At 62.4% G+C, this 22,735-nt stretch carries 19 protein-coding genes and 1 pseudogene; 10 read left to right on the forward strand and 10 right to left on the reverse strand.

The window, feature by feature from the left end; all coding sequences use genetic code 11:
• The first annotated feature begins 628 nt into the window (after window positions 1-628).
• The 4 genes from HSR6_RS04120 to HSR6_RS04135 are packed head-to-tail and all read left to right on the forward strand — an operon-like array spanning window position 629 to window position 4,144.
• Window positions 629-2,011, forward strand: a complete 1,383-nt coding sequence (locus HSR6_RS04120) for a cytochrome ubiquinol oxidase subunit I (RefSeq protein ID WP_070364725.1) — start codon at window positions 629-631, stop codon at window positions 2,009-2,011.
• On the forward strand, window positions 2,008-3,003 hold the full coding sequence (locus HSR6_RS04125; RefSeq protein ID WP_071932878.1) for a cytochrome d ubiquinol oxidase subunit II: 996 nt from the start codon (window positions 2,008-2,010) through the stop codon (window positions 3,001-3,003). Before HSR6_RS04120 ends, HSR6_RS04125 begins: the two co-directional genes overlap by 4 nt.
• 41 nt (window positions 3,004-3,044) lie before the next feature.
• A complete protein-coding gene (locus HSR6_RS04130; RefSeq protein ID WP_071932879.1) occupies window positions 3,045-3,671 on the forward strand; it encodes an HAD family hydrolase in 627 nt (208 codons plus the stop codon).
• Between the two features lie 50 nt (window positions 3,672-3,721).
• A complete protein-coding gene (locus HSR6_RS04135) occupies window positions 3,722-4,144 on the forward strand; it encodes a CBS domain-containing protein (RefSeq protein ID WP_070364728.1) in 423 nt (140 codons plus the stop codon).
• 1 nt (window position 4,145) lies between these two features.
• Here HSR6_RS04135 and HSR6_RS04140 read toward each other — a convergent pair whose 3' ends face one another.
• The 3 genes from HSR6_RS04140 to HSR6_RS04150 are packed head-to-tail and all read right to left on the reverse strand — an operon-like array spanning window position 4,146 to window position 5,787.
• Window positions 4,146-4,700 carry an FAD-dependent oxidoreductase gene (locus HSR6_RS04140; RefSeq protein ID WP_071932880.1) on the reverse strand — a complete coding sequence of 185 codons (555 nt, stop codon included), beginning with the start codon at window positions 4,698-4,700 and terminating at the stop codon, window positions 4,146-4,148.
• A 27-nt stretch (window positions 4,701-4,727) separates the two neighbouring features.
• Window positions 4,728-5,201 carry an SRPBCC family protein gene (locus tag HSR6_RS04145; protein ID WP_071932881.1) on the reverse strand — a complete coding sequence of 158 codons (474 nt, stop codon included), beginning with the start codon at window positions 5,199-5,201 and terminating at the stop codon, window positions 4,728-4,730.
• Between the two features lie 52 nt (window positions 5,202-5,253).
• A complete protein-coding gene (locus HSR6_RS04150) occupies window positions 5,254-5,787 on the reverse strand; it encodes an Rrf2 family transcriptional regulator (RefSeq protein WP_070364731.1) in 534 nt (177 codons plus the stop codon).
• Between the two features lie 98 nt (window positions 5,788-5,885).
• On the opposite strand from HSR6_RS04150, the gene HSR6_RS04155 reads away from it, so the two are divergent.
• On the forward strand, window positions 5,886-6,812 hold the full coding sequence (locus HSR6_RS04155) for an NAD-dependent epimerase/dehydratase family protein (RefSeq protein WP_071932882.1): 927 nt from the start codon (window positions 5,886-5,888) through the stop codon (window positions 6,810-6,812).
• A 6-nt stretch (window positions 6,813-6,818) separates the two neighbouring features.
• Here the strand turns inward: HSR6_RS04155 and HSR6_RS04160 are convergent, their stop codons facing one another.
• The 4 genes and pseudogenes from HSR6_RS04160 to HSR6_RS11400 form a co-directional block, all read right to left on the reverse strand.
• Window positions 6,819-7,745, reverse strand: a complete 927-nt coding sequence (locus HSR6_RS04160) for an ArsA family ATPase (protein WP_071932883.1) — start codon at window positions 7,743-7,745, stop codon at window positions 6,819-6,821.
• 63 nt (window positions 7,746-7,808) lie between these two features.
• Window positions 7,809-10,271 (reverse strand): DNA gyrase subunit A, encoded by a 2,463-nt coding sequence (gene gyrA, locus HSR6_RS04165; protein WP_071932884.1) that lies wholly within the window; start codon window positions 10,269-10,271, stop codon window positions 7,809-7,811.
• Entirely contained in the window at window positions 10,271-12,370 is a 2,100-nt protein-coding gene (locus HSR6_RS11395; RefSeq protein ID WP_394327101.1) for an LAGLIDADG family homing endonuclease, read from the reverse strand. The genes gyrA and HSR6_RS11395 overlap by 1 nt, the downstream gene beginning before the upstream one ends.
• Window positions 12,365-13,897, reverse strand: a pseudogene (locus tag HSR6_RS11400) (DNA gyrase subunit B); the annotation flags it as partial. The gene HSR6_RS11395 and the pseudogene HSR6_RS11400, both read right to left, overlap by 6 nt.
• Before the next feature lie 139 nt (window positions 13,898-14,036).
• Between HSR6_RS11400 and HSR6_RS04175 the strand changes: the two are divergent.
• From HSR6_RS04175 to HSR6_RS04185, 3 genes are all read left to right on the forward strand, one after another.
• A complete protein-coding gene (locus HSR6_RS04175) occupies window positions 14,037-16,424 on the forward strand; it encodes a DNA topoisomerase VI subunit B (RefSeq protein WP_071932885.1) in 2,388 nt (795 codons plus the stop codon).
• Window positions 16,421-17,503: a DNA topoisomerase IV subunit A gene (locus HSR6_RS04180; RefSeq protein WP_070364737.1), complete on the forward strand. Its 1,083-nt coding sequence runs from the start codon at window positions 16,421-16,423 to the stop codon at window positions 17,501-17,503. Before HSR6_RS04175 ends, HSR6_RS04180 begins: the two co-directional genes overlap by 4 nt.
• Before the next feature lie 70 nt (window positions 17,504-17,573).
• Window positions 17,574-19,103 (forward strand): hypothetical protein, encoded by a 1,530-nt coding sequence (locus tag HSR6_RS04185; RefSeq protein ID WP_071932886.1) that lies wholly within the window; start codon window positions 17,574-17,576, stop codon window positions 19,101-19,103.
• Here HSR6_RS04185 and psmB read toward each other — a convergent pair.
• On the reverse strand, window positions 19,100-19,813 hold the full coding sequence (gene psmB, locus HSR6_RS04190; RefSeq protein WP_071933627.1) for an archaeal proteasome endopeptidase complex subunit beta: 714 nt from the start codon (window positions 19,811-19,813) through the stop codon (window positions 19,100-19,102). The genes HSR6_RS04185 and psmB overlap by 4 nt on opposite strands.
• Before the next feature lie 145 nt (window positions 19,814-19,958).
• Between psmB and HSR6_RS04195 the strand changes: the two genes are divergently transcribed.
• Window positions 19,959-21,107, forward strand: a complete 1,149-nt coding sequence (locus tag HSR6_RS04195; RefSeq protein WP_071932887.1) for a PAS domain S-box protein — start codon at window positions 19,959-19,961, stop codon at window positions 21,105-21,107.
• Here the strand turns inward: HSR6_RS04195 and HSR6_RS04200 are convergent.
• Together HSR6_RS04200 and HSR6_RS11090 are read right to left on the reverse strand one after the other, a co-directional pair.
• Window positions 21,104-21,892, reverse strand: a complete 789-nt coding sequence (locus HSR6_RS04200; protein WP_071932888.1) for a VOC family protein — start codon at window positions 21,890-21,892, stop codon at window positions 21,104-21,106. The two genes, HSR6_RS04195 and HSR6_RS04200, sit on opposite strands and share 4 nt — an antisense overlap.
• Before the next feature lie 60 nt (window positions 21,893-21,952).
• Entirely contained in the window at window positions 21,953-22,123 is a 171-nt protein-coding gene (locus tag HSR6_RS11090; RefSeq protein WP_198400434.1) for a hypothetical protein, read from the reverse strand.
• 249 nt (window positions 22,124-22,372) lie between these two features.
• Between HSR6_RS11090 and HSR6_RS04205 the strand changes: the two genes are divergently transcribed.
• Window positions 22,373-22,732, forward strand: coding sequence for a DUF555 domain-containing protein (locus HSR6_RS04205; protein ID WP_070364741.1), 360 nt, complete (start codon window positions 22,373-22,375; stop codon window positions 22,730-22,732).
• Window positions 22,733-22,735: the final 3 nt, after the last annotated feature.

The following is a 22,735-nucleotide window of genomic DNA, read 5'->3' on the forward strand; positions in this document are numbered from 1 at the left end:
GAAACACGTCGCGGTCGCGACGTAGTCCCACTCGTTGGCTCACGACGACGCCGTTCGCTCAGCTGGCGGCTTCGCCGCCCGCCTCGCGGGACTCCCGTCGCGCCCGTGCAGCGAGTAACACGAGCGAACCGGCACGCGGGATTCGGGCCCTGGAAGAAGAGCGACCTGTGGGAGCGAGTCTTCCTCCGGTTCGAATCCCGTCGCTCTCTTTGGTTTCTTCGAAACACGTCGCGGTCGCGACGTAGTCCCACTCGTTGGCTCACGACGACGCCGTTCGCTCAGCTGGCGGCTTCGCCGCCCGCCTCGCGGGACTCCCGTCGCGCCCGTGCAGCGAGTAACACGAGCGAACCGGCATGCTGGATTCGGGCCCGGAAGATGAGTGTCCCATTATTTGGAGGTTATTTCGCCCAGAACGCGGGTTGCGTGGGTATTTGATTTCAGGTGCCGGTGCCGAAGCGGCCGGCCGAACAGTGTGGGGTTTGTTTTCTGGCGGTCGGAATCATCCACGCAAATTATAGTGGGTGAACTGCAAGGTCAGGATGGATAGTCCGGCAACTCATGACCCCTTGCGAAGACAATATGTGGGTGACGTGAGAACGATTCAACACGTAGGCAACCTCAAAAACACATGTTAGACCCCGTAATCCTGAGCCGTCTCCAGTTCGCGTGGACGACGGCCATACACATCATTTTCCCCGCGATCTCGATGGGCCTGGCCCCCTTCCTGGTGTATTTCACCTGGAAGGAGATCCGCGGGGCGGGCGAACCGTGGGTGTCGTTGCGACGGTTCTGGGTGAAGATATTCGCCCTGACCTTCGTCATCGGCACCGTGACTGGCATCGTTCTCGAATTCGAGTTCGGGACGAATTTCGCGGCCTATGCCTCTGCCGTGGGTGGCATCTTCGGCGGGCCGCTGGCGACCGAGGGCCTGATGGCGTTCATGCTCGAATCGACGTTCCTCGGTATTCTGCTCTTCGGGCGTGAGCGGGTGAGCGATCGGCTCTACTTCCTTTCCGCGTTCCTGGTCGCGCTTGGCTCCTGGCTCTCTGCTGTCTGGATTCTGATCGCGAACTCCTGGATGCACCTCCCTCGTGGCTACGAGATGGGGACCCGTGCCGGCCAGGAGGTCGCGGTGATCGTCGACCCGATCGCGGCCTATCTCAACCCACGATTCTTCTTCATGTTCACGCATATGCAGGCCTCGGCCGTGCTCGCCGCCGCGCTCTTCATGGCCGGGATCGCGATGTACAAGCTCACGACGACCGAAACGCGGCGTCAGTTCTGGAAGACGAGTCTGAAACTCGCCATCGTCGCGATGCTCCTGACCGCGCCGTTCATGGCGATTCAGGGCGACTCCTACGGTCGGCACGTCTACGAGACCCAGCCCCAGAAGTTCGCGGCGATGGAGGCGGTCTACGAGACCGATTCTAACGTGCCGGAGTACCTCTTTGCGATTCCGACCAGTCTCGAAGGGTTCACCGACCCGAGTGCCCGGGATCTCTTCGCGATCGGAATCCCAGGCGGTGCGTCCTTCCTCGCGAGCGGGGGTGATCCTGGTGCCACCATCCAAGGCTTGGACGACATGGAGAGCCTGCAGGGTGTCGAAGGTGAACCGCCGGTCGCCATCGTCTTCTGGTCCTTCCGCGCGATGGTCGGATTGGGGATGTGGTTCATCCTCCTCTCGCTCTGGGCCGGGTTCCGGTGGTACCAGGGACGGCTTCTCAAAGACAAGTATCTGAGCGGCGCGCTCATGCTGTCCATCCCGCTTGGTCTGTTGGCGATCGAATTCGGGTGGATGGTCACCGAGGTGGGCCGTCAGCCCTGGGCTATTCAGGAGGTCCTCACGGTCGCCGAGGGCGTCTCCCAGAATCTGACCGGTGGCGAGGCACTCCTGACGCTGCTTGGCTTCGTGGGGGCCTACACGGCCCTCCTGGCCATCTGGGCGTATCTCGTCCGCCGGCTGGTGATCCGTGGGCCGAAAGAATCGACCGAGGAGGTGGTCGCTGAATGATGCCCCTGCAAGCTGGCCCGAGCTGGTTCGGGATTCCACTAATCGAGCTCTGGTTCGTGGCCCTGTTCCTGACACTGGCCATGTTCCTCTGGCTCGACGGGACGAACTTCGGGATGGGTGTGCTCTACGGGCTGGTGGACGACCACGAGACCAAAGAGACGATCCTGACCGCGCTGGCCCCTCTCTGGGACGGAGCCGAAGTCTGGCTCGTTGTCTTCGGTGGGGCGCTCTTTGCCGTCTTCCCGGACGTCTACGGCGGCCTGTTCAGCGGCTACTACCTGTTGATGTTCGCCATCCTCGGCGCGCTCATCATCCGGGGGGTCTCTCCCGAATTCCTGGAGCAACGCGAGGACGCTGGCTGGCGACGGCTCTGGAGTAGCACGTTCATTCTCGGGAGCACGCTCGCCCCGTTCTTCCTGGGGATGTTCGCCGCTAACTGGCTCGTGGGCGCATCCGGGATCATTTCGGTCCCGGGTATCGTGGTCGGTCTCGCGCTGGTCGCCATCTCGACTGCCCAGGGGGCCGGTTTCCTGGGCATGAAGACGGCGGCCGGCCTCGACGAGACCGTCACCCGGTACGGGCTGCTCTCCCAGGTCGCTTACCTCGTGCTCGCGGTGGTCACGGTCGGCTATCTTTACGTGGCCGTCGAGGGCATGGCGGCGAAAGTAGTCCACCCGGTTGTGCTCGCGCTCGTGGCGATCACGGCGATTCTCGGGATTGCATACCTCTGGCTGCTTCGGGACGGTCAGTACCGACCCGCTTTCCTTGCAGCCGGAATACAGCTCTTCGGGCTTGTGGCCCTCGTCGCCGTCCTCCTCTTCCCGGTCATCTACCCGGTGACCGGGCTGACGGTGTTCGAAGCCGCCGTCTCGACCCTGCAACTGAAGATGATGACCGTGGTCCTGGCCATCTTCCTCCCGCTCGTGCTGCTCTACTTTGCGGTCCTTTACAGTGCCTTTGCCGGACCGGTGCAGGCGGGTGAGGGCTACTAACCGATCGGAGCCCTCAACCCGACGGGTCGCCTACCCGGTGTATGCACGTCGTCTTCGATATGGATGGCGTCTTGCTCGATTCACAGGCTGAACTGGGGTGGCTCGACCGCGCTCTGGACGAGACCCTGCAGGCCTTCGACATCGAGCCGACGCCGGAGCGCCGAGAACTGCTTTATCCCCCAAATCTCCGGAATTTCGAGCAGGCTGCTAAGGACCTTGGCGTTCCGCCCGCGGAGCTCTGGCCGGTCCGCCATCGACACTACGTGCAAGAGAAAGAGCGAGCGTTGAAGACCGGGCAAATCGTCCCGTTTCCGGATATCCAGCAGGTCCACACGTTAGCCCAGGAGCATCCGGTTTCGATCATCAGCAACTCGCCGGAGTCGATCGTCGAGACGTTCGTGGCGGTAGCCGATCTCGACGCCGTGGTGGCCCACTGGATCGGCCGGGGGGACGATCTGGAAACGATCGAACGGATGAAGCCCGATCCCGCGTTCTACGAGGACCTCGTCGATCGGGCTGGCCCTGACGAGTACGTTTACGTCGGCGATACGTCCTCGGATGCGCTTTTCGCGCAGCGGACCGGAATGGATTTCGTTCATCTGGACCGCTCTGGCGGACAGGTGTCTTCCCTGGCCGGAGCGATCGAGCTGATCCGTGGGGGTAATTGACGTGAGACATTGGCACAAGTTTTGAATCCCCTGACTGCGTAGGGGGATGTATGTCTGTCAGGGATCTCATGACGACGGACCTGGTGACGGTGCCACTCGGAGCGACCCTCGAAGCGGCCGTGGGCGAAATGCTCGGAAACCGGGTTGGAAGCGTGCTCGTTACGGACGGTGAACGGCCGGTGGGCATCATCACCGAAACGGACGTTCTGGCTGCTGGCAGCGGAACCGAACGTCCCTTCGGAGACATTCCCGTCTCCCGGGCGATGAGCCCGAATCTGGTGACGATCGGTCCCGAGAAGCGCCCACAGGACGCCCTGGAGAAAATGCAGAACTACGGCATCAAGAAGGTCGTCGTGACCGAGGACGAGGAGCTACTCGGGATCGTCACAACGACGGATCTGGTTCGCCATCAGAGTGACCTGGTCGAGGAAGTGACCGACATCGACCGGACCCAGTCCTATCCGAGTCTCTAACTCAGGCCGCGTCTTCGGGCGTGTCGAAGTCGTGGAACTTCTCGCCTTCCTCGGTTGAAAGGATGTTCAGCGCAGCGGCCACGCCGTCACCGGCCGCGATCTGGGCCTGCCACTCCTCGACTCGGCCCATCGCCCCTGTCGCGTAGACGTTCTCGACGCTCGTCTCCATGGTCACGTCGACGTCGACGACTGCCCTGTCGGTCAACTTACAGCCTAACTCCTTCGCGAGGCTTCGGTCCGTGCCAGTCGCGAGCACCAGATAGTCGGCTTCGTACTCGCCAGCGTCGGTCTCGACGGCGAACCCGTCGTCGGTTTCTTCGGCTGTGATTACCTCCTCTTCGCGGAGGTCGGCGCCGAAGTCCTCAACCTGTTCGCGGGATCGGTCCATGAACTCGGTGCCATCCACGCTCTCGATCCCGAGGTAGTTGAAGAGGTGGGCCTTGTGCATCCAGGTCCCATCGGTGTCAAAGACCGTGGTTTCCAGGCCGTTTTTCGCGGTGTAGAGTGCTGCCCCGAGGCCGGCAGGGCCGCCGCCGACGACGATAACGTCTGTCATGCATCTACACCCAGGAGCAGTTCGCAGTTAAGTCTCGTCCCCGTCGAGTTTCTCGCGGGTTTTTCGGTGGCGATAGGCAAACGCCAGCGCGAACCCGGGCTGGAGGGCTCGATCCACGAGGTCGCCGTAGCCACTTTCGTACTCGACGTGGTCGATGAGTTGGGTCCGATCTCCCACCCTGCGGAACCGATGGGTGTGCCGCCAGGTCGCCATCGGTCCCGTCTCCATCTCGTCGACGAAGTACGCCTCGTCTGCCAGTTCCTCACGCGCCACGATGACCGAGGTAAAGCGTTGGCGCGGGCCGCCCGGAATGGGCCCCACCGAGAGGTCGATCTCTGAGCCCTCGCGTAGCACGTCGCCCCCGTCCGGCACACGAATCGCTTCGACCTGGAGGTTGGCCACTGCTGGTGTGAGTTCGAGCAGGCCGTCGATCGTGGAGTGAAACGCCCACACTGTTTCGAGGGGCGCATCGACGGTACTCCGACGGGTGAAGATTGCCATACAAGTTATACAGCCTGCATCCGCAAAAGGAAGGCCCCCAACTGACCGGGAGTCAGTGAGCCGGGTCCTCGGCCGGTGCGATCATGTCCTCGATCTTGAGGATAACCACGTTTTTGGCCTCGTCTTTGGCGTCCACGGTTCCGTCGACCCGGAGCTTCGAGATCGGGGTCGGGCCGACGGCGACACTGTCGCCCTCGTGGAAGTCCTTGATCGAGCCCCGAACCTCGATCTCGGCCCGGCAGAGATCCGGATTGAAAACCGTCGTCAGGTCGATGTTCTGCACGTTCACGTCCTCGACCGGGTCGCCGTTCCGACGTACGGGCACTGCGGCCGGCGAATCGATCTGTTCGATTTCCAGAGCCTCGAAGGCATTCGTCGTGGGTCGATAGCCGCCTTTCGGGCCCGGGACCCCTTCGACTAACTGCAGGGCCTTCAGGCTCTGCATCTGATTTCGAATGGTACCCGGATTGCGATCGACCTCCTCGGCGATGGTTTCTCCTTTGATCGCCGTCTCTTCTTGCCTGTACCGGTCGACGAGTGCCCGGAGAATCGTCTTTTGACTCGCGGTCAGTTCGATAGAGGACATTAAATCGTGATAGACCGGTTCGTTTCATAAAACCCCATGGCCTGGGTCTCCCCGCCGAAACCGGGAGTCTTAATCGGGGGACACGACTTGCTCCGGGTATGCAGGGACAACGCGTGCTCGTCACCGGCGGGGCCGGTTTCATCGGGTCGAATCTCGCCAACACGCTCGCCGCGGACAACGAAGTCATCGTCGTCGACGATCTTTTCCTCGGGACTGCGGAGAATCTCATCGATCAGGTCGACTTCCGCGAGCGGAGCGTGCTGGAAGACGATCTTCCGACCGACGTGGACGTGCTCTTCCATCTGGCGGCTCTCTCCTCGATGCAGATGCACGAGGACGACCCACAGCGCGGCGCGCGGGTCAACGTCGAGGGGTTCGTGAACACCGTCGAACAGTTCGTCCAGGACGGCGGCGAGACTGTGGTCTATGCAACGACTTCCTCGATCTACGGCGATCGAACCGAACCCTCCCCCGAATCGATGTCCGTCGAAGCCCGGACCGGCTACGAGGCGTCGAAACTCGCTCGTGAACGCTACGCCGAGTACTACGACAACTACTACGAGGACGTGACGATGGCCGGACTGCGATACTTCTCGGTCTACCAGGGCATGGCCGGCGGCGCGGAGGGCCATAAAGGCGAGTTCGCGAACATCATCGCGCAGTTCGCCGACGATATCGCGAACGGCAATTCGCCGAAGATCTACGGTGATGGAACCCAGACTCGGGATTTCACCCACGTCGAAGACGTGGTCGACGCGACGATCCGGGCCGCCGAAAACGACCTCTCGGGCATCTTCAACGTGGGGACCGGGACACAGCACTCTTTTGACACGGTCGTCGAGATGCTCAACGACGCGCTCGGGACCGAGGTCGCGCCGGAGTACGTCGAGAACCCGATCCCTGAAGACATCTACGTCCACGACACGCTAGCCGACGCGACTCGCATGCAGGAGGCGACCGGCTGGGAGCCGTCCATCTCCTTCGAGGCGGGAATCGAGCGAGTCTGTGAGCCGTATCTGGACTGACTCAGTTCAGGTGAACAGGTGGGTCCCGACCTCGCGAAGGGACTCGACGCCGGCCACTTCGGTCGAGAACTGTGGGACCGACACCAGCCCCGGGTCCTGGCCGTAGACTGATTCCAGCTCTGCGAGGTGTTCTCGCTGCATTGCGACCCGGTCCTGATGGAACGAGCAGTCACAGAGCGATTCCGAGAGGAGGCCGTTCGCGACGATCCCACCAACTGCAATGCCCCGGTCTTCGAGTTCCGCCGTGATGCGCTGGGTCTCGTTGACCGCCAGCTTTTCGGGATTTGTCACGACGAGGAAGGTCGTTCGGTCGCTTTGAACCATGGCCAGACAGTCCTGGGCCAACTCGCGCCACTCATCGAGGAGTTTGCTCGGGTCGGCTTTGGTGTCGCGGCTGATTGCGGCCCGGAGTTTGGCGTAGAACTTCGGGGCGGTCCCCAGGTGTTCGTAGAGTTTCTCTTCGAGTTCGATTAACCCGATGGTCGCCCCCGCAGGGGCGGTGTCCCAGACGATTCGGTCGTAGGTGTCGCCCTCGTAGAACTCGAGCAGGTAGCTCAGCGCAAATTGGGTGGCGATGCCCGGCGCCTCGGCGAAGTAGTCGATCACCCACCGATCGACGGGCATAAAGGAGGAGACCACGGCATACACCTCCTCGCCGTAGGCTTCTTTCCAGCGCTCGGCGACCGTGTCGAAGTCCATCTCGATCGCATCGAGATTTTCGACGCCCGGGACGGCGGTCACCTCGCCACCGACGTCAGTGCCCAGAATGTCCGACAGCGATGGGGACCGATCGGTCGACAGCAGGAGGGTTCGTTCGCCCTGTTCGGCCAGGTGCACCGCGGTCGCGGCCGCACTCGTGGTCTTTCCGACGCCGCCCTTGCCGGTGAATGCGATCAGGTCGTGGGACTCGACGAGCGGGGAGAGTGACTCCATTAGTTTCCGGTAGGGGCTCACGGACCAAAGAACCCGTGTGGGCCTCGGTCACGTCCGGCTGACCTAGGCTTCAGTCTCCGTCATCGGCCGGAAGATGCTGACGCCAGCCAGGCGGTCCGTCGCTTCGACACGCATGACGAGCACGCCTTTGGTGTTGCGTCCGATGGCGGAGATCTCTTCGACTGGCATCCGGGTGATCTGGCCGGCCTCGCTCATGGCGATGACGTGATCGCCCTCCGAAACTGTCCGCAGTGTCGCCACGGGACCGTTTCGCTCGCCGGTCTTGATGTCCATCAGGCCCTTCCCGTTCCGGGACTGGGCCCGGTACTCCGAGAGCCGGGTGCGCTTGCCGTACCCGTTCTCGGTGACGGTGAGCAGATATCGGTCGTCGGTAGGTCGGACTGCAGTCACGCCAGCGACTGCGTCTCCCGGTTCGAGGTTGATCCCCCGAACTCCTCTGGCGGTTCGTCCCATCGCTCGAACGTCGGTCTCCGGGAAGCGGATCGCTCGCCCGCCTCGCGTGCCGATGACGATCTGTGACTCGTCGTCGGTGATCACCACGTCGACCAGTTCGTCGCCGTCTTCCAGCCGGGTGGCGATGATGCCGGTCGAGAGGATGTTCTCGAAGTCCGCTGCTGGCGTTCGCTTGACGTAGCCATCGCGGGTGACCATCGTGAGATACTGGTCCTCGTCGATGTCCCGGGTCGCCACGACGGCGGTGATGTCCTCGTCCCCGTCGAGTTCGAGCAGGTTGATCGCCGAGGTGCCCCGGGCGGTTCGGGACATCTCCGGCACCTGGTAGGCCTTGAGTCGATAGACCTGGCCCGCGTCGGTGAAACAGAGCAGGGTGTCGTGGGTCCGGGCGGGGAAGGCCGTCGCGATCTGATCACCCTCTTTGAGGTCGGCTCCGATGATCCCCTTCCCGCCCCGGTGCTGGGCCGAGAACTCGTCCATCGGGACCCGCTTGATGTAATCCTCCTCGGAGAGCGTGATGAGCACGTCCTCCTGGGGGATCAGATCCTCGTCGGTCACCTCGCCGTCGGCCTCGATAATCGAGGTCCGGCGTTCGTCCCCGTAGGTCTCCTTCTGGGCCTGGAGCTCGGATTTGATGACCTCTCGAAGCTCCGATTCGTCCTCCAGGATCGTCTGGAGTCGCTCGATCCGGGCTTTGACGTCCTCGTACTCCGACTCGATCTCGCTGCGCTCAAGGGAGGTCAGGCTCCCGAGTTGCATGCGCACGACGTGCTGGGCCTGGGCCTGCGAGAAGTCATACTCCGCCTGCAACGCGGCTTTGGCGGCGTCCCGGTCTGCTGAGTTCCTGATCAACTCGACCACGTCCTCGGCGTGTTCCAGGGCCAGAAGCCGGCCTTCCAGAATGTGGGCCCGATCCTCGGCCTCCGCGAGGTCGTGTTCCGAGCGTCGGCGGACGACCTCCCGGCGGTGATCGAGATAGTGATCGAGCATCTCCTTCAGCGTGAGTACCTCGGGGTTCCCATCCACGAGTGCGAGATTGATGACGCCGAAGGTCCGTTCGAGCACGCTCTCCAGCAGGCGGTTCTCGACGATGTCGGTGTTTGCGCCCCGCTTCAACTCGATGACCACACGAATCCCGTCGCGGTCGGACTCGTCCCGGAGGTCTCGCACTCCCTCCAGGTCGCCCTCGTTGACCATGTCCGCGATCCGCTCGACCAGCTTGGACTTGTTCTGCTGGTAGGGGAGTGCGGTGAGGATGATCCGATCGCCTTTCGGCCGCTCCTCGATCTCGTAATTCGCCCGAACCCTGAGTCGGCCGCGGCCCGTCTCGTAGGCCTGCTTGATGGCGTTCTTGCCCACGATGGTGGCTCCGGTCGGGAAGTCCGGGCCCGGAACGAACTCCATCAGGTCCGTGACTGTCGCATCGGGGTTTTCGAGCAGGTGGATCGCTGCATCGATGACCTCGCTCAGATTGTGTGGCGGGACGTTCGTGCTCATCCCGACGGCGATACCTGAGGAACCGTTGACGAGCAGATTTGGGATGGCCGAGGGGAGCACGGCTGGTTCCTCCAGGCGGTCGTCGTAGTTGGGCTCGAAGTCGACGGTGTCCTTCTCGATGTCCGCGAGCAACTCCTCGGCGATGGGAGCCATCCGACTCTCGGTGTACCGCATGGCCGCTGCCGGGTCGCCGTCGACCGAGCCGAAGTTCCCCTGCCCGTCGACCAGCGGATAGCGCATCGAGAAGTCCTGGGCCATCCGCACGAGGGTGTCGTAAATGGCGCTGTCGCCGTGGGGGTGGAAGTTCCCCATCGTGTCCCCGACGATCGAGGAGGACTTCCGGTGGCCGGAGTTGCTCGTGATGCCGGCCTCGTGCATGGCATAGAGGATGCGCCGGTGAACCGGCTTCAGGCCGTCCCGCACGTCCGGGAGCGCGCGCCCGGCGATCACGCTCATCGCGTAATCGATGTAGGACTGTTCCATCTCGTCTTCGACCCGCACGGTCTCGATCTCGTCGCCGACCTGTCCGGCCGGCGTTGGCAGTTCCGAACTCATCAGATATCAACCCATTCGGCGTCCGTGGCGTGTTCCTTGATGAACTGTTTTCGCGGGCCCACCGCATCGCCCATCAGCACCGAGAACATCCGGTCGGCCTCGGCGGCGTCCTCGATGGTGATCCGCTTGAGAATGCGGTTCTCCGGGTTCATCGCCGACTCCCAGAGCTGTTCGGGGTTCATCTCGCCCAGCCCCTTGAACCGCTGGATCTGGGTCGGATTGCCGTTGCACTCCTCCTCGACGATCCGCTCACGGTCGGCTTCGGTCATGGCGTCGTAGGTCTTCCCGCGATACCGGATCCGATAGAGCGGCGGTTTGATGGCATACACGTGGCCGTTCTCCAGCAGCGGGCGCATGTGCCGGTAGAAAAAGGTCAGCAGCAGCGTTCTGATGTGGGCGCCGTCCACGTCGGCGTCGGTATTATGGGCGCAAATGCCGCCCATTCCGGCGATGAAGTTCTCGTCGGCTTCGACGGAGAAATCATAGACGTAGTTGCTCGAGGGATCGACTCTTTTGACACCTTTCACCGGAAGCGCAATCAGATCATCCGAGACTTCTTCGAACCGTCTATTCTTCTCGTTCGTTACGCCATCGGCGAGATATTCTGCCAATTTCGCCGAATTTGGATGGACCTTCCATACCTCTCGGAGTTTTTCGAGATCCGATTTCGCACTGACTGTGACCGTATGGCGTTCGGACTTTGATTCGATCCCCCATTCGTCGGTGTTGGGGATTTTATCCGGTGTTCTCTTCGAGTGAGAGCCGACGACCCCTTGAGCGGAGAGGAGATACATGATCGCACTCGCCAGATCTCGAGAGGTCGTCGTCCAGCTGACTTTATCCGCTGTAACCGTTCCATCACCGAGCAAATACCCTCGAAGGAAGGCCTGTTGTCCCTGCTTAGAAACGTCGAATACGATGTCGGGGACGGACTTTTCAGTTGCACTTTCACCAGTAATCCCGAATACCTGTTCCCAGACCACCGCTGCAACTCTATTGACCAATTTTACTTCGTCAATCCTGCTTTCGTATTCGCTTAACTTCCCCCGAATCCCGAACACATGCTCGAACGCTTGCTGATACTTCTCGATCAGTGGTTCGTTGTTGGCCCCCATCGCCAACCGGACCCCATTTCTGCGCGATTTGGACCCTTCAGCTGCGTAGAACCCGAACAGATCGAGTAACGTTTCGTCGACGGTAATGTATCGGTCTATTGCCTGATCGGCATGGTGCTGGGGTGTCAATTCCACCTCCGCTTCGTCCGGAATGAGTTCGAGGTCCGATTCGTCCAATTCGCTCACACGGACGTAATCTCTGACTCGATTGGTCTGGGTACCAGAATACTGATTATTCCATCGCTGATCGAGAAGCGAATCAGTCGTCGAGACGTTCTGCATTACAGCACCGGCAGAAACTCCAACGGCATCACAGTACGCCTGGAAGTTCGAAACCGTTGGACGTGATTGCCCTCGTTCCCACTGGGAGATCGTAATCGGTTGGGCAATTCCAACCTCGTTACAAACTTCTTGCTGGGTGAGCCCGGCTTCGAGACGTTGCTCTTTCAGTGTTGTTCGAACGTCCTCCGGCGCTTCGACTCTCGCCTGGACTCGATCGACCGAGTCGGCCCCACCATCGGTGTATTCGGCCCGAACTATCTTCTTGAACAGTTCCTCAATGCCTGGCCCGCGTGCAAATATCTCTTCGTCAAATTCGTCGGATTTCTGAACGAGTTCTGCAAGCACGTCGATACGCTCTCCCTCACGGTCTCCATGCAGGGGAACGGATCGAGGTGCGACGACCTGATCGCCCGCCTCAATGTCTTCCCCCGCAGCCAGTTCGACCTGTCCTTCACGATGGACAAACACGCTATGGGAGGCAGTGGCTCTGAGGTTTCGCCCATAGCTCGTTTCGATTTCGTACAACGGCTCATCGACTTCGTGTCGAATGACCTGATCGATCGGCTGGAACTTCGTTTCCTGATCGTCGAGGCCGAAACAGAGAACTTCGTGATTCTCATATCCGTTGCCGTCCTCTTCAATGACTTCGTCGATGTACTCCCCAATTTCTACAAACCTCGTTTGACCACTTTCATCCCGAATGAAGCCGTGGTCCTTTCCATCGACGCTCGCCAAGATCACGCGGCCGTACCGGAGATCATCGATGTCGAACTCCTCGCCGATGCCGGTCCCGATCGCCCGGATCATCGCCCGGATCTCCTCGTTTTCGAGGATCCGATCGAGGCGGTGTTTCTCGACGTTGAGGATCTTGCCGCGAATCGGCAGCACGGCCTGGAACTTCCGATCTCGGGCCTGCTTTGTCGAGCCGCCAGCGCTGTCTCCTTCCACGATGAACAGCTCCGAGTCCTCGGGATCTTTGGTCTGGCAGTCGGCGAGTTTGCCAGGGAGTGAGGTACTCTCCAGGGCGCTCTTCCGCCGGGTCAGCTCCTCGGCCTTCTGGGCGGCTTTCCGGGCTTTCGCCGCTTCGATGGCCTTCGAGATGATCGCCTCGGCCGTGTCCGGGTGTTCCTCGAAGTAGGTGTTGAGCCCGTCATGGAGGGCCGACTCGACGATGCCCCGTACGTCGCTGTTGCCCAGTTTGGTCTTGGTCTGGCCCTCGAACTGTGGGTCGGGGTGTTTCACCGAGATGACGGCGGTCAGCCCCTCGCGGATGTCCTCGCCCTTGAGGTTCTCCCCGTCGATCGCTTTCAGGAGGTCGTGGTCTTTCGCGTAGCCGTTCACGACCCTGGTGAGTGCCGTCTTGAAGCCCGTGAGGTGGGTGCCGCCTTCGCGGGTGTTGATGTTGTTGGCAAAGGCATGTGTCGAGGACTGGAGATCCTCGGTGGCCTGCATCGCGATCTCGACCTGGACGCCCGCGGACTCGTCCTCTAGATAGATCACGTCCCCGTGGAGCGGCGTCCTCGTCTCGTTGAGGTACTCGACGAACTCCCTGATGCCGCCCTCGTACTCGAAGGTCGCGGTCTCGGCGTCGGGATCCCGGTCGTCGATCAGGGAGATCCGCACGCCGGAGTTCAGGAAGGCAAGTTCCCGAAGCCGGGATTCGAGCGTGGAGAAACTAAAGTTCTCGACCTCGAAGATGTCCGTGTCGGGTTTGAACTGGATCCGGGTCCCGGTCTGGTCCTCGGGGACCTCACTGACCGTCTCCAGCTCCGTGGCCGGCTCACCCCGCTCGAAGCGCTGCTCGTATCGCTTTCCGTTCCGGTCGACTTCGACGGTGAGCCACTCCGAGAGGGCGTTGACGACCGACACACCGACGCCGTGGAGCCCGCCCGAGACCTGATAGGACTCCTTGTCGAACTTGCCGCCGGCGTGCAGGACCGTCAGAATGACCTCCACCGCGGGGCGGTCGTACTCCTCGTGGGTATCGACTGGGATTCCCCGGCCGTCGTCCCGCACGCTGACGGAACCGTCGTCGTGTAACTCGACTTCGATGTGCGAACAGTATCCGGCCAGCGCCTCGTCGATGGCGTTGTCCACGACCTCGTAGACGAGATGGTGGAGCCCACGGCCGTCGGTCGACCCGATGTACATCGCGGGTCGCTTGCGGACGGCCTCGAGCCCCTCGAGGACCTGGATCTGCCCGGCTCCGTAGTTTGATTCCGCTACCATGAATGCTACTGCCAGGTAGTCGGTGCTAACTTAAAAAGCTCCCCATGCGCGTGCGCGCGTAGAAGCCCCACGCCTCCCGTTTTCGGGTCCCCCGTATCGGGATGTTTTTGAGTGGGGGCGCGGAACCCCAACCAAGCGAATGACGGCTTTCGATTCGACACCATCCGGAGGGGGCGCGATCGCCGATGACCTGGCGGCGGACCAGCGATCGATCTCGATCGCGGAGTTCTTCGAGAAGAACAAGCACATGCTGGGCTTCGACAGCGAAGCCCGGGCGCTGGTGACCGCCGTCAAGGAGGGGGTCGACAACTCGCTTGACGCCGCCGAGGAGGCGGGCTATCTCCCGGACATCTACGTCGAAATCCGGGAGGTCGACGATCACTACCGACTGATCATCGAGGACAACGGTCCGGGCATCACGGCCGAAGAACTGCCCAAGGTCTTTGGTAAACTGCTCTATGGCTCCCGGTTTCACAAGCGTGAGCAGAGTAGGGGCCAGCAAGGAATCGGCATTTCAGCGGCTGTACTGTACTCTCAGTTGACTTCCGGAAAACCGGCGAAGGTCACGAGCCGAACCTCCAGCCAGGATGAGGCCCACTACTTCGAGCTGGTCATCGACACCGACAGCAACGAGCCCGAGATTCGGACCGAGACCACCACGACCTGGGATCGCAGTCACGGCACCCGCATCGAACTCGACATGGAGGCGAACATGCGGGCCCGCTCACAGCTTCACGATTACATCCGTCATACTGCGGTCGTCAACCCCCACGCCCGCATCGAACTCCGGGAGCCGAATGCCCACATCAAGTCCGAGCGAGCCGAGGGAGCCTCGCTGCCGGCCGAAACCGAGGAGATCCGGCCCCATCCCCACGGCGTCGAGATCGGGACGCTGCTCAAGATGCTCGAGAGTACTGACTCCCGGACGATTCGGGGCTTCCTCCAGACGGCGTTCACCCGGGTCGGCCAGAAGACCGCCGACTCGATCATCGCCGCGTTCAGGGACCGGGAGTTCGGTCGCGAGTTCCGCTGGCACCCGCCACAGGACCACGAGGACGTCAACCTGGCCCGGGCTGTCGTCGACGCCATTTCGAACAAGGGTCAGGACCTCGAACGGCGATTCGGCGATCAGCTAGCGGGGGCCATCGAGGAAGACCGACCAGTGAGCCGGACCGAACTTGCTGAAATCGTCGATCAGGTCGCCGACGACCTGGCCGCGGAGTCTGGTCGGGCCTTCGGTGAGACGGTCCGGACGAACGTCGAAGAAGCGGCCTGGACGGCCCTGACCAACGACCGTCGAGGCGCGCTCTATCGCACGATCGACGAGGTGACCACGACCCGGAAGGACGACGCCGCGATCGACGCGCTGGCGGAGCGTCTCGCGAGCCAGATCGCCGACGCTGACCGGGACCGGTTCACCCAGGCCGGGTTGCGGTCGGCCATCGACCGCGCCGCGGATCTCACCGAGGAGATGGACGACGAAACCTTCGGCGAGACGGCCCGCGAGAACATTCTCGTGGCGCTCTGGGAGGGCATGGCCGCCGTCGACGCGGAGTTGCCCTCGCCCGCGACGATCGCCGGGGACCGAGATGCGGCCAGTAACTTGCTCGACGGGATGGGCTCGGTCGACGTGATGGCCCCGCCCTCGGACTGTCTCTCGCCGATCACGGAAGACCAGATCGAGGCCGGGCTTCGAAGCGAGTTCGACGCCGACTTCTACACCGCCGCCACCCGGGATGCAGGGGTCCACGGTGGCGATCCTTTCATCGCCGAGGCCGGGATCGCCTACGGCGGTGACATCGAGAACGGTGGCGAAATGGCCGAACTCATGCGGTTTGCGAATCGGGTGCCGCTGGTCTACCAGCGTGGCGCCTGTGCGATGACCGACGTCGTGAAGGGAATCAACTGGCGCAATTACGGGCTCGACCAGCCGGGGGGATCGGGCATTCCCAAGGGCCCAGTCGTCATTATGATCCACGTCGCGTCCACGAACGTGCCGTTCACGAGCGAGTCCAAGGACGCCGTGGCGAACGTCCCGGAGATCGAGGACGAACTCGAACTCGCGTTGCGCGAGGCGGCCCGCGATCTCAAATCCCATCTCAACAAGCGCAAGTCGATGCGCAAGCGCCGGCAGAAACAGAACGTCATCGCGGATATCCTCCCCACGATGGCTGCGAAGGTCTCGAGCATTACCGGACGCGAACCCGTCGACGTCTCGGACTCGCTGGCCCGGATCATGAACAACGTTCTCGTCGAGCGGGAGCGGGAGGGCAACGTGGTCCGGCTCCAGGTCGAGAACCACGATTCGGCCACCGCTGACCTCGAAATTACCGAGATCGTCACCGACGAACCCCAGAACTGCAGTGCCGGTGAGGTCGTCGAGATGGACGGGGAGTACTACCTCACCTGGAAGCCGGCGGTCGAGAGCGGTGGCGAAGCGACCCTGAAGTACGAGATCGAAACCGATGCTGAATTCGACGTGCAGGTGTCTGGCATCGAAGAGGCCAAACTGACGGTGATACAATGAGTGAGACAGCGGCCCGCGAGAAGTTGATCGACCTGGCGGCACAGTTCTACGACCAGTTCGAACTGGGCGAAATCCCCCACATGGACGTGCCGACCCGGTCGAAGTCCAACATCATCTTCGACGAAGATGCCGGCGTGTGGGTCTACGGCGACCGTAGCAGTTCGCGGAGCGCGAACTCGGTCCGCGGCGCACGGAAGCTCCTCAAGGCGGTCTACACCATCGAGTTCCTCGCCAACCAGCTCGACGAGGACCGCTCCTCGACCCTGCGGGAGCTGTACTACCTCAGTGAGTCCTGGGACGAGGAGGAGGCCCAGTTCAACTCACAGGACCAGTCGAACTCCCTGGTCGAGGACCTGGAGATCGTCTCCGGCGTGAAACGTGAGGACTTCCACATGCGCCCCGAGGAATCGGGGGCGACCCTGATGGGCCCGCTTCTCCTCCGTGAGCAGACTCGCCGTGGCGACCGGGAGATCCACTGCCAGGAGGACGTCGGTGAAGGGGGCTATCAGATCCCGAACAACCCCGACACGATCGAGTTCCTGGACAACGACGCGGACTTCGTGATGGCCGTGGAGACCGGCGGGATGCGGGACCGCCTGATCGAGAACGGGTTTGATGACGAGTACAACGCCATCATCGTCCACCTCAAGGGCCAGCCGGCCCGGGCGACCCGCCGGATCACCAAACGGTTGCACGACGACCTCGACCTTCCGGTCACGGTCTTCACTGACGGTGACCCGTGGTCCTACCGGATCTACGGCTCGGTGGCTTACGGCTCCATCAAGAGTGCACATCTCTCGGAGTACCTCGCGACGCCACAGGCTGATTTCGTGGGCATCCGTCCGGTCGACATCGTGGAGTACGACCTGCCGACCGACCCGCTCTCGGATTCGGACGTGAACGCTCTGGAGAGCGAACTGGAGGACCCCCGCTTTAGTACCGACTTCTGGACGGAACAGATCGAACTCCAGCTCGACATCGAGAAGAAGGCCGAACAGCAGGCGCTGGCCTCGCGGGGGCTTGACTTCGTGACCGACACCTACCTGCCCGAGCGGCTCGACGAAATGGGCGTCATCTGAGTGTGGTGGCGGTTGGCGAACGGGCGTTTAGCCGCCGAATACTTTTACCCCCTGCTCCAAGAGGGCGGCCATGGCCGAACCGGACCTCGCCACGGCGGTCGACGACGTGCTCGCCGTCGACCCGGAAACGTTCCAGGATCGGGTCCACGAGGACGCAGAGACCATCATGGCCGAAGTCGAGGCCGGAACCTTCGACAATCCCCAGGCGATCGTCGGCCTGGAGTACGAGTTCTACGCCGTGGACGACGACGGGGCACTGGCACGGATTCCCCGACGCCTCCTCGAATACGTGGGCTTCGAGAAGGAACTGGGGCTGCACAACGCCGAGATGCAGACCTTCCCTGACCCGCTGAACGACGCCGGCCTCCAGGCCCAGGAGGCAAGTGTCCGTTCGCGAATCGACGCCGCGGCCCGACCGATGGACGCCGAGGGCCTCCACCTGGTGAGCGACGGCATCTGGACCAGGCCGCCGGCCGGGGAGTCGACCCGGGAGTACCTCACGGGGAAGGTGGAACGGGAGGGGCTCACGCTGGCGACGAACATGTCGGATACGGCCCGGTATCACGCGATGGCGAATACGGCGATCGAACCGGGGATGACCATCGATGTTCCCCACGTCTCTCTCGAAGCCGAGACGGTGATGCCGGAGAGTCTCATCACCTCCATCCAGCCACACTACCAGGTCCCCCGGGCGACTGACCTCCCCGAGTACTTCCGCTATGCGGTCCGGGTTGCCGGGCCGCTTTTGGCATTGGGTGTTAACTCGCCGTTTCTGCCGCCGGACCTCTACGAGGACGTGGACCCCTATGCCGTGCTGGAAGACGGCTATGACGAACACCGGATCGACATCTTCGAGAGCGTGCTCAACGTCCCCGGCCGGGACGGCAAGGTTCGGTTCCCGGAGGACGTCGGAACCGTCGAAGACGCCATTATGACCATCGCGGAAGACGACGTGCTCGTCCCGATGGCCGTCGAGAAGACGGGTCGGTTCGACGACGAGTTCGCCCACTTCCGGATGAAACACGGCACCTTCTGGCGGTGGGTTCGACCGGTCTTCGAGGGGGCCTCCCGAACCGACGCCAACGCCCGCATCGAGTTCCGGCCGATCCCCGCCCAACCGACAGTCCGGGACAGCGTGGCCTTCCAGGCGGCCTTTGCGGGGCTGCTCGAACAGATGCGCCAGTACGAACACCCGCTCTATGACCTCCCGTGGGACGTCGCCCGGGAGAACTTCTATGCCGCGATGCGGGATGGACTCCGGGCTGATCTTACCTACCTAACGGCCGACGGGACCGAGACCACGGAGATCGACACCATCTTCGGTGACCTCCTGGAGCAGGCCCAGGCGGGACTCCGTCGCCGGGGGCTCACGGGCGAGACGGCCGCTCGATATCTCTGGCCGCTTCGTCGTCGGGTCAGACAGGAGATCACGCCGGCCAGCTGGAAGCGAAACCGGGTCCGTGAACACCTCCAGGACGGGGCCGACCTCCAGACGGCCGTGAGGAAAATGCAGGAGACTTACGTTCAGACCCAGCGCCGGTCGCTGCTTTCGGGGAGTTTCTCCGATTGGTTCGACACTGACGGCTCAGCCCGTCCCTAGAGCAGGTCGCTGACGTCTTTGTGGCCGACGATATCGACGGCTTCGCGGCTGATCTTCGTGATGTGGATGCCGTTGCCGCTGGCCGTGTCACGTTCCGTGGCCGAGTCGATCGCACGAGCGGCGACTGTGACGGCCTCGTCCATCGTGAGGTCGTCCGTGTACTCCTGTTCGAGGACCCCCAGCGCGTAAGGCATGCCGCTGCCCTGGGCCGAATAATCGTCGGCGAGGGAACTCCCCGTGGGATCGAGGCTGTAGACGTGTGCACCCTTCTCGTCCATCCCGGCCAGCAGCGGGACGACTCTGAAGAAGGGACCGCCACGAAGGAGGTTGCTCGCCATCGTCGCCAGGGCGTGAATGGACATGTTCTCGCCTCGACGCGCCTCGTAGAGACTCGCCTCGGCACGCAAAGAGCGGATGTAGGACTGGGCCCCGCCCACCGAACCGGACATCGACAGCGCGGCGTTCTGCTGGATCTCTTCGACCTTCTGCACGTCTTTGTTCGAGACGATCCGGCCGCCCAGGCTCGCACGCATGTCCGAACCCATGACGACCCCCTCGGGGGTGGTCACGCCGACGATGGTGGTGCCGGTCTTCGTCACGTTCTCCAGATCGGCTTCGGAGACGTCACTCTCGGGGAACGAACCGAGTTCCGGTGCGTACGGATCGCCGACCTCCAGGTCCGGGACCTCGCCGCGAGGCCCAGCTGTCATCTGCTCCTGCTGGTCAAACATTACTCCCGTGTACCCTCGGGCGACAGATAAATGCACTCTTTCGGGCGATCCCGCCGGGATCCGTTGTCCCGACGCGGATTCCGTCGTCCAAAGAACAAAGATTACTGGGGACGAATGAGCCCTCATGAAATCGTTTCAGTCTGCCCTCTCTTTCTCCGCGTTTATCGACGAGATCCCCGACGGCTTGCTGCTGGTCGATGGATCCGGCCAGGTGACAGACCTCAACGAACGGATCGAGGAGATGTTTGGCTACGCGCCCGAGGGGTTGTTGGGCGAGCCGATCGAGATTCTGGTCCCGGACCGGTACGAGGAGGAACACGTCGGGCTTCGTAACTCCTATCTCGAGGCTCCCAAGCGACGGCCCATGGGAACCGAACTGATACTGCAGGGCCAGCGGGCTGACGGATCGACGTTCCCGATCCAGGTGAGTCTGGCCCCGATCGAACACGGCAATCGGACTCTGGTGCTTGCAAGCGTCCGTGATATCTCCGAGCGGGTACAGTATCAGCAACAGGCCAGCGTCCTGAACCGAATCCTGCGACACAACATCCGCAACCGGCTCAACATCATCCAGGGCAACGTGGATCTCGTCCTCGAACGCATGGTCGAATTGGAGTCGGAACTCGATGCGGTCGATCAACGGCTCCGTGAGCGGTCGGCCGACGGCTCGTTCGATGCATCGATGCTTCCCGAGGAACTCCGCACGCTCTATGCTGCCTGGCGGGAGTTCCCGACGGCGGCCCGCGAACGGCTCCAGACCATCGAGGCCTCGGGCCTGGATCTACTGGATCTGGCGGACCGCGCCAGACGCCTGGAGGAGGCGATACACGCCGATCACGAGCAAACGGGCGCCCAACCGATTCGAACGACTATCATGGAGGCGATCGCGGACGTTCGATCCCGATATGAACACGCACAGATCGAGGTCGAGTCGATCGCCGACGCCGAACTGTCATCGAACCCGCAGTTCGTCCAGATCGCGCTCGACGAACTGTTGACCAACGCCATCCGGCATGCAGAGGTCGAGCAGCCAACCGTGACTGTTCGGACCGCCCGGACCGACTCCGCGTATCGGATCGAAATCGAGGACGACGGTCCCGGCATCCCGGAGACGGAACTGGAGGCCCTCGAACAGCCCCAGGAAGAACAACTCGAACACGGGATGGGCCTTGGATTGTGGGAGGCGACCTGGCTCGTCGATCAACTGGGCGGGGATTTGACCTTCGAAAATCAGGCCGAGGGGGCCCTCGTTCGCATTTGGCTTCCCCGCTAGAAGGGGAACAGCGAATCAGCGTCGGGATCTCGTTCGAGAAGTTCGATCTCGTGACCGCTCGGGGTCTTGGTAAACCCATAGCGATTCTCGTTCTCCGACGGCGGTCGGTACGCCGGTGCCTCGCGAGTCAACAACTGTGCCCAATCTTCCTGGAGGTCGTGGGCTCGGACCGCTAGGTGACCCCACGCGTCGCCATGTTCGTAGGTCCGACCGTCGTAGTTGTAGGTCAACTCCACGGACATGGCTTCCGGGGCTGCCCCCGCCGGTTCGAGGAAGTAGTTCGCGAAGGTACTGGCCTCCCAGCGGCCGGCCAGTTCGTACTCGAATTTCCGGCCCCAGAACCCGATGGCTCGATCGGCGTCCTCGACCCGGAGCATGGTGTGATCGAGACTCCACAGCCGGCCGTGGTCCCGCTCGACGAGTTCGATCTCGTGGCCGTCCGGGTCTTTGACGAAGGCGTACTTCCCACCGCACGATTCGGGATCGCGGTAGTCCGAGACGCCGCCGTCCAGTAGCTGCTCGTAGGCCGACTCGAGTTCGCCCTCGGGAACCCGGACGGCAACGTGTCCCCAGGCGTCACCCACCGTGGGCGTCTCGCCCTCGTTGTGGGTCAGTTCGAGCATCGCGCCCTCCTGGTGCATGTCCGCTGGCCCCAGGTACACGATGGTGAACCCGTCCCCCTCGTGGCGGCCCTTCTCCTCGTAGTCGAGGTGAGTCTGATACCAGTCGACAGACGCAGCGAGATCCGACACGCGAACCATCACGTGATCGAGTGTGCCATCCATGCCTGTCCGCAGGGTTTGGACGGGGAAAACGTCGGGGTCTGCGGCGGTGATTGGGTCTCGCTACTCCGTTTTCGCTTCGTAGGCCGCCTCCGTGCGCTCGACGAGGCGGTGGACGGGGAGTGTTACGCCAAGTTTCCGCGCCAGCAGGGCGATCGGCATGAGACCGATTCCCACGGCGAGGGACGATTGGTAGGCGGTCAACGTCGCGAACCGGGTGACCCGTTGGATCATCGGATACCCGGCGATCCGCTGCGGGTGTATATAAGTGTTCGGCCCTCGCTCGGCCCGTCACCCCGACGCAGTCTGCGGGTTCAAGTGCACTTGGACCAAGGTAAACTAGATTCGCAAATTGCCGATTACTGGGGTGGCCTTCGCCGGGGTCATCTGAAAACATTCCATTACTTATCGGGAACTTTCGGCGAAGGTGCGCCACCGAATCAAACCGCAAAACACCTTTTGCTCCGTCTCAATGCCTTCGACATGGCAAATTTCGTGGTCGCGATGGAAGCGGCATGGTTGGTGCGAGACGTGGAGAACTCCGACGACGCGATCGGCGTGGCCGTCAGCGAGGCCGGCAAGCGACTCAACGAAGCCGATCTGGAGTACGTCGAGGTCCAGCCGGGGCTCACGAGTTGTCCCGCCTGTGGCGAACCCCTCGACGCGGCCTTCCTGGCCGCCGATACGGCCCTGGTCGGACTGGAGCTTGAGATGACGATCTTCAACGCCGAGAGCGACGAACACGCCTCCCGCATCGCCAAAAGCGAGGTCGGCGGGGCCCTGCGGGACGTCCCGCTGAAGGTCATCGAGGTCATCGAGGAGGCCGAAGACGACGAGGAGTGAGCC

This window comes from Halodesulfurarchaeum formicicum (genome assembly GCF_001886955.1).
GTDB classification, from domain to species: Archaea; Halobacteriota; Halobacteria; order Halobacteriales; family Halobacteriaceae; genus Halodesulfurarchaeum; species Halodesulfurarchaeum formicicum.

Bases quoted from the DNA above. Each gene is read 5' to 3' on its own strand.
- HSR6_RS04120 (WP_070364725.1), top strand. From the start codon at position 629: ATGTTAGACCCCGTAATCCTGAGCCGTCTCCAGTTCGCGTGGACGACG.
- HSR6_RS04125 (WP_071932878.1), top strand. From the start codon at position 2,008: ATGATGCCCCTGCAAGCTGGCCCGAGCTGGTTCGGGATTCCACTAATC.
- HSR6_RS04130 (WP_071932879.1), top strand. From the start codon at position 3,045: ATGCACGTCGTCTTCGATATGGATGGCGTCTTGCTCGATTCACAGGCT.
- HSR6_RS04135 (WP_070364728.1), top strand. From the start codon at position 3,722: ATGTCTGTCAGGGATCTCATGACGACGGACCTGGTGACGGTGCCACTC.
- HSR6_RS04140 (WP_071932880.1), bottom strand. From the start codon at position 4,700: ATGACAGACGTTATCGTCGTCGGCGGCGGCCCTGCCGGCCTCGGGGCA.
- HSR6_RS04145 (WP_071932881.1), bottom strand. From the start codon at position 5,201: ATGGCAATCTTCACCCGTCGGAGTACCGTCGATGCGCCCCTCGAAACA.
- HSR6_RS04150 (WP_070364731.1), bottom strand. From the start codon at position 5,787: ATGTCCTCTATCGAACTGACCGCGAGTCAAAAGACGATTCTCCGGGCA.
- HSR6_RS04155 (WP_071932882.1), top strand. From the start codon at position 5,886: ATGCAGGGACAACGCGTGCTCGTCACCGGCGGGGCCGGTTTCATCGGG.
- HSR6_RS04160 (WP_071932883.1), bottom strand. From the start codon at position 7,745: ATGGAGTCACTCTCCCCGCTCGTCGAGTCCCACGACCTGATCGCATTC.
- gyrA (WP_071932884.1), bottom strand. From the start codon at position 10,271: ATGAGTTCGGAACTGCCAACGCCGGCCGGACAGGTCGGCGACGAGATC.
- HSR6_RS04175 (WP_071932885.1), top strand. From the start codon at position 14,037: ATGACGGCTTTCGATTCGACACCATCCGGAGGGGGCGCGATCGCCGAT.
- HSR6_RS04180 (WP_070364737.1), top strand. From the start codon at position 16,421: ATGAGTGAGACAGCGGCCCGCGAGAAGTTGATCGACCTGGCGGCACAG.
- HSR6_RS04185 (WP_071932886.1), top strand. From the start codon at position 17,574: ATGGCCGAACCGGACCTCGCCACGGCGGTCGACGACGTGCTCGCCGTC.
- psmB (WP_071933627.1), bottom strand. From the start codon at position 19,813: ATGACAGCTGGGCCTCGCGGCGAGGTCCCGGACCTGGAGGTCGGCGAT.
- HSR6_RS04195 (WP_071932887.1), top strand. From the start codon at position 19,959: ATGAAATCGTTTCAGTCTGCCCTCTCTTTCTCCGCGTTTATCGACGAG.
- HSR6_RS04200 (WP_071932888.1), bottom strand. From the start codon at position 21,892: ATGGATGGCACACTCGATCACGTGATGGTTCGCGTGTCGGATCTCGCT.
- HSR6_RS11090 (WP_198400434.1), bottom strand. From the start codon at position 22,123: ATGATCCAACGGGTCACCCGGTTCGCGACGTTGACCGCCTACCAATCG.
- HSR6_RS04205 (WP_070364741.1), top strand. From the start codon at position 22,373: ATGGCAAATTTCGTGGTCGCGATGGAAGCGGCATGGTTGGTGCGAGAC.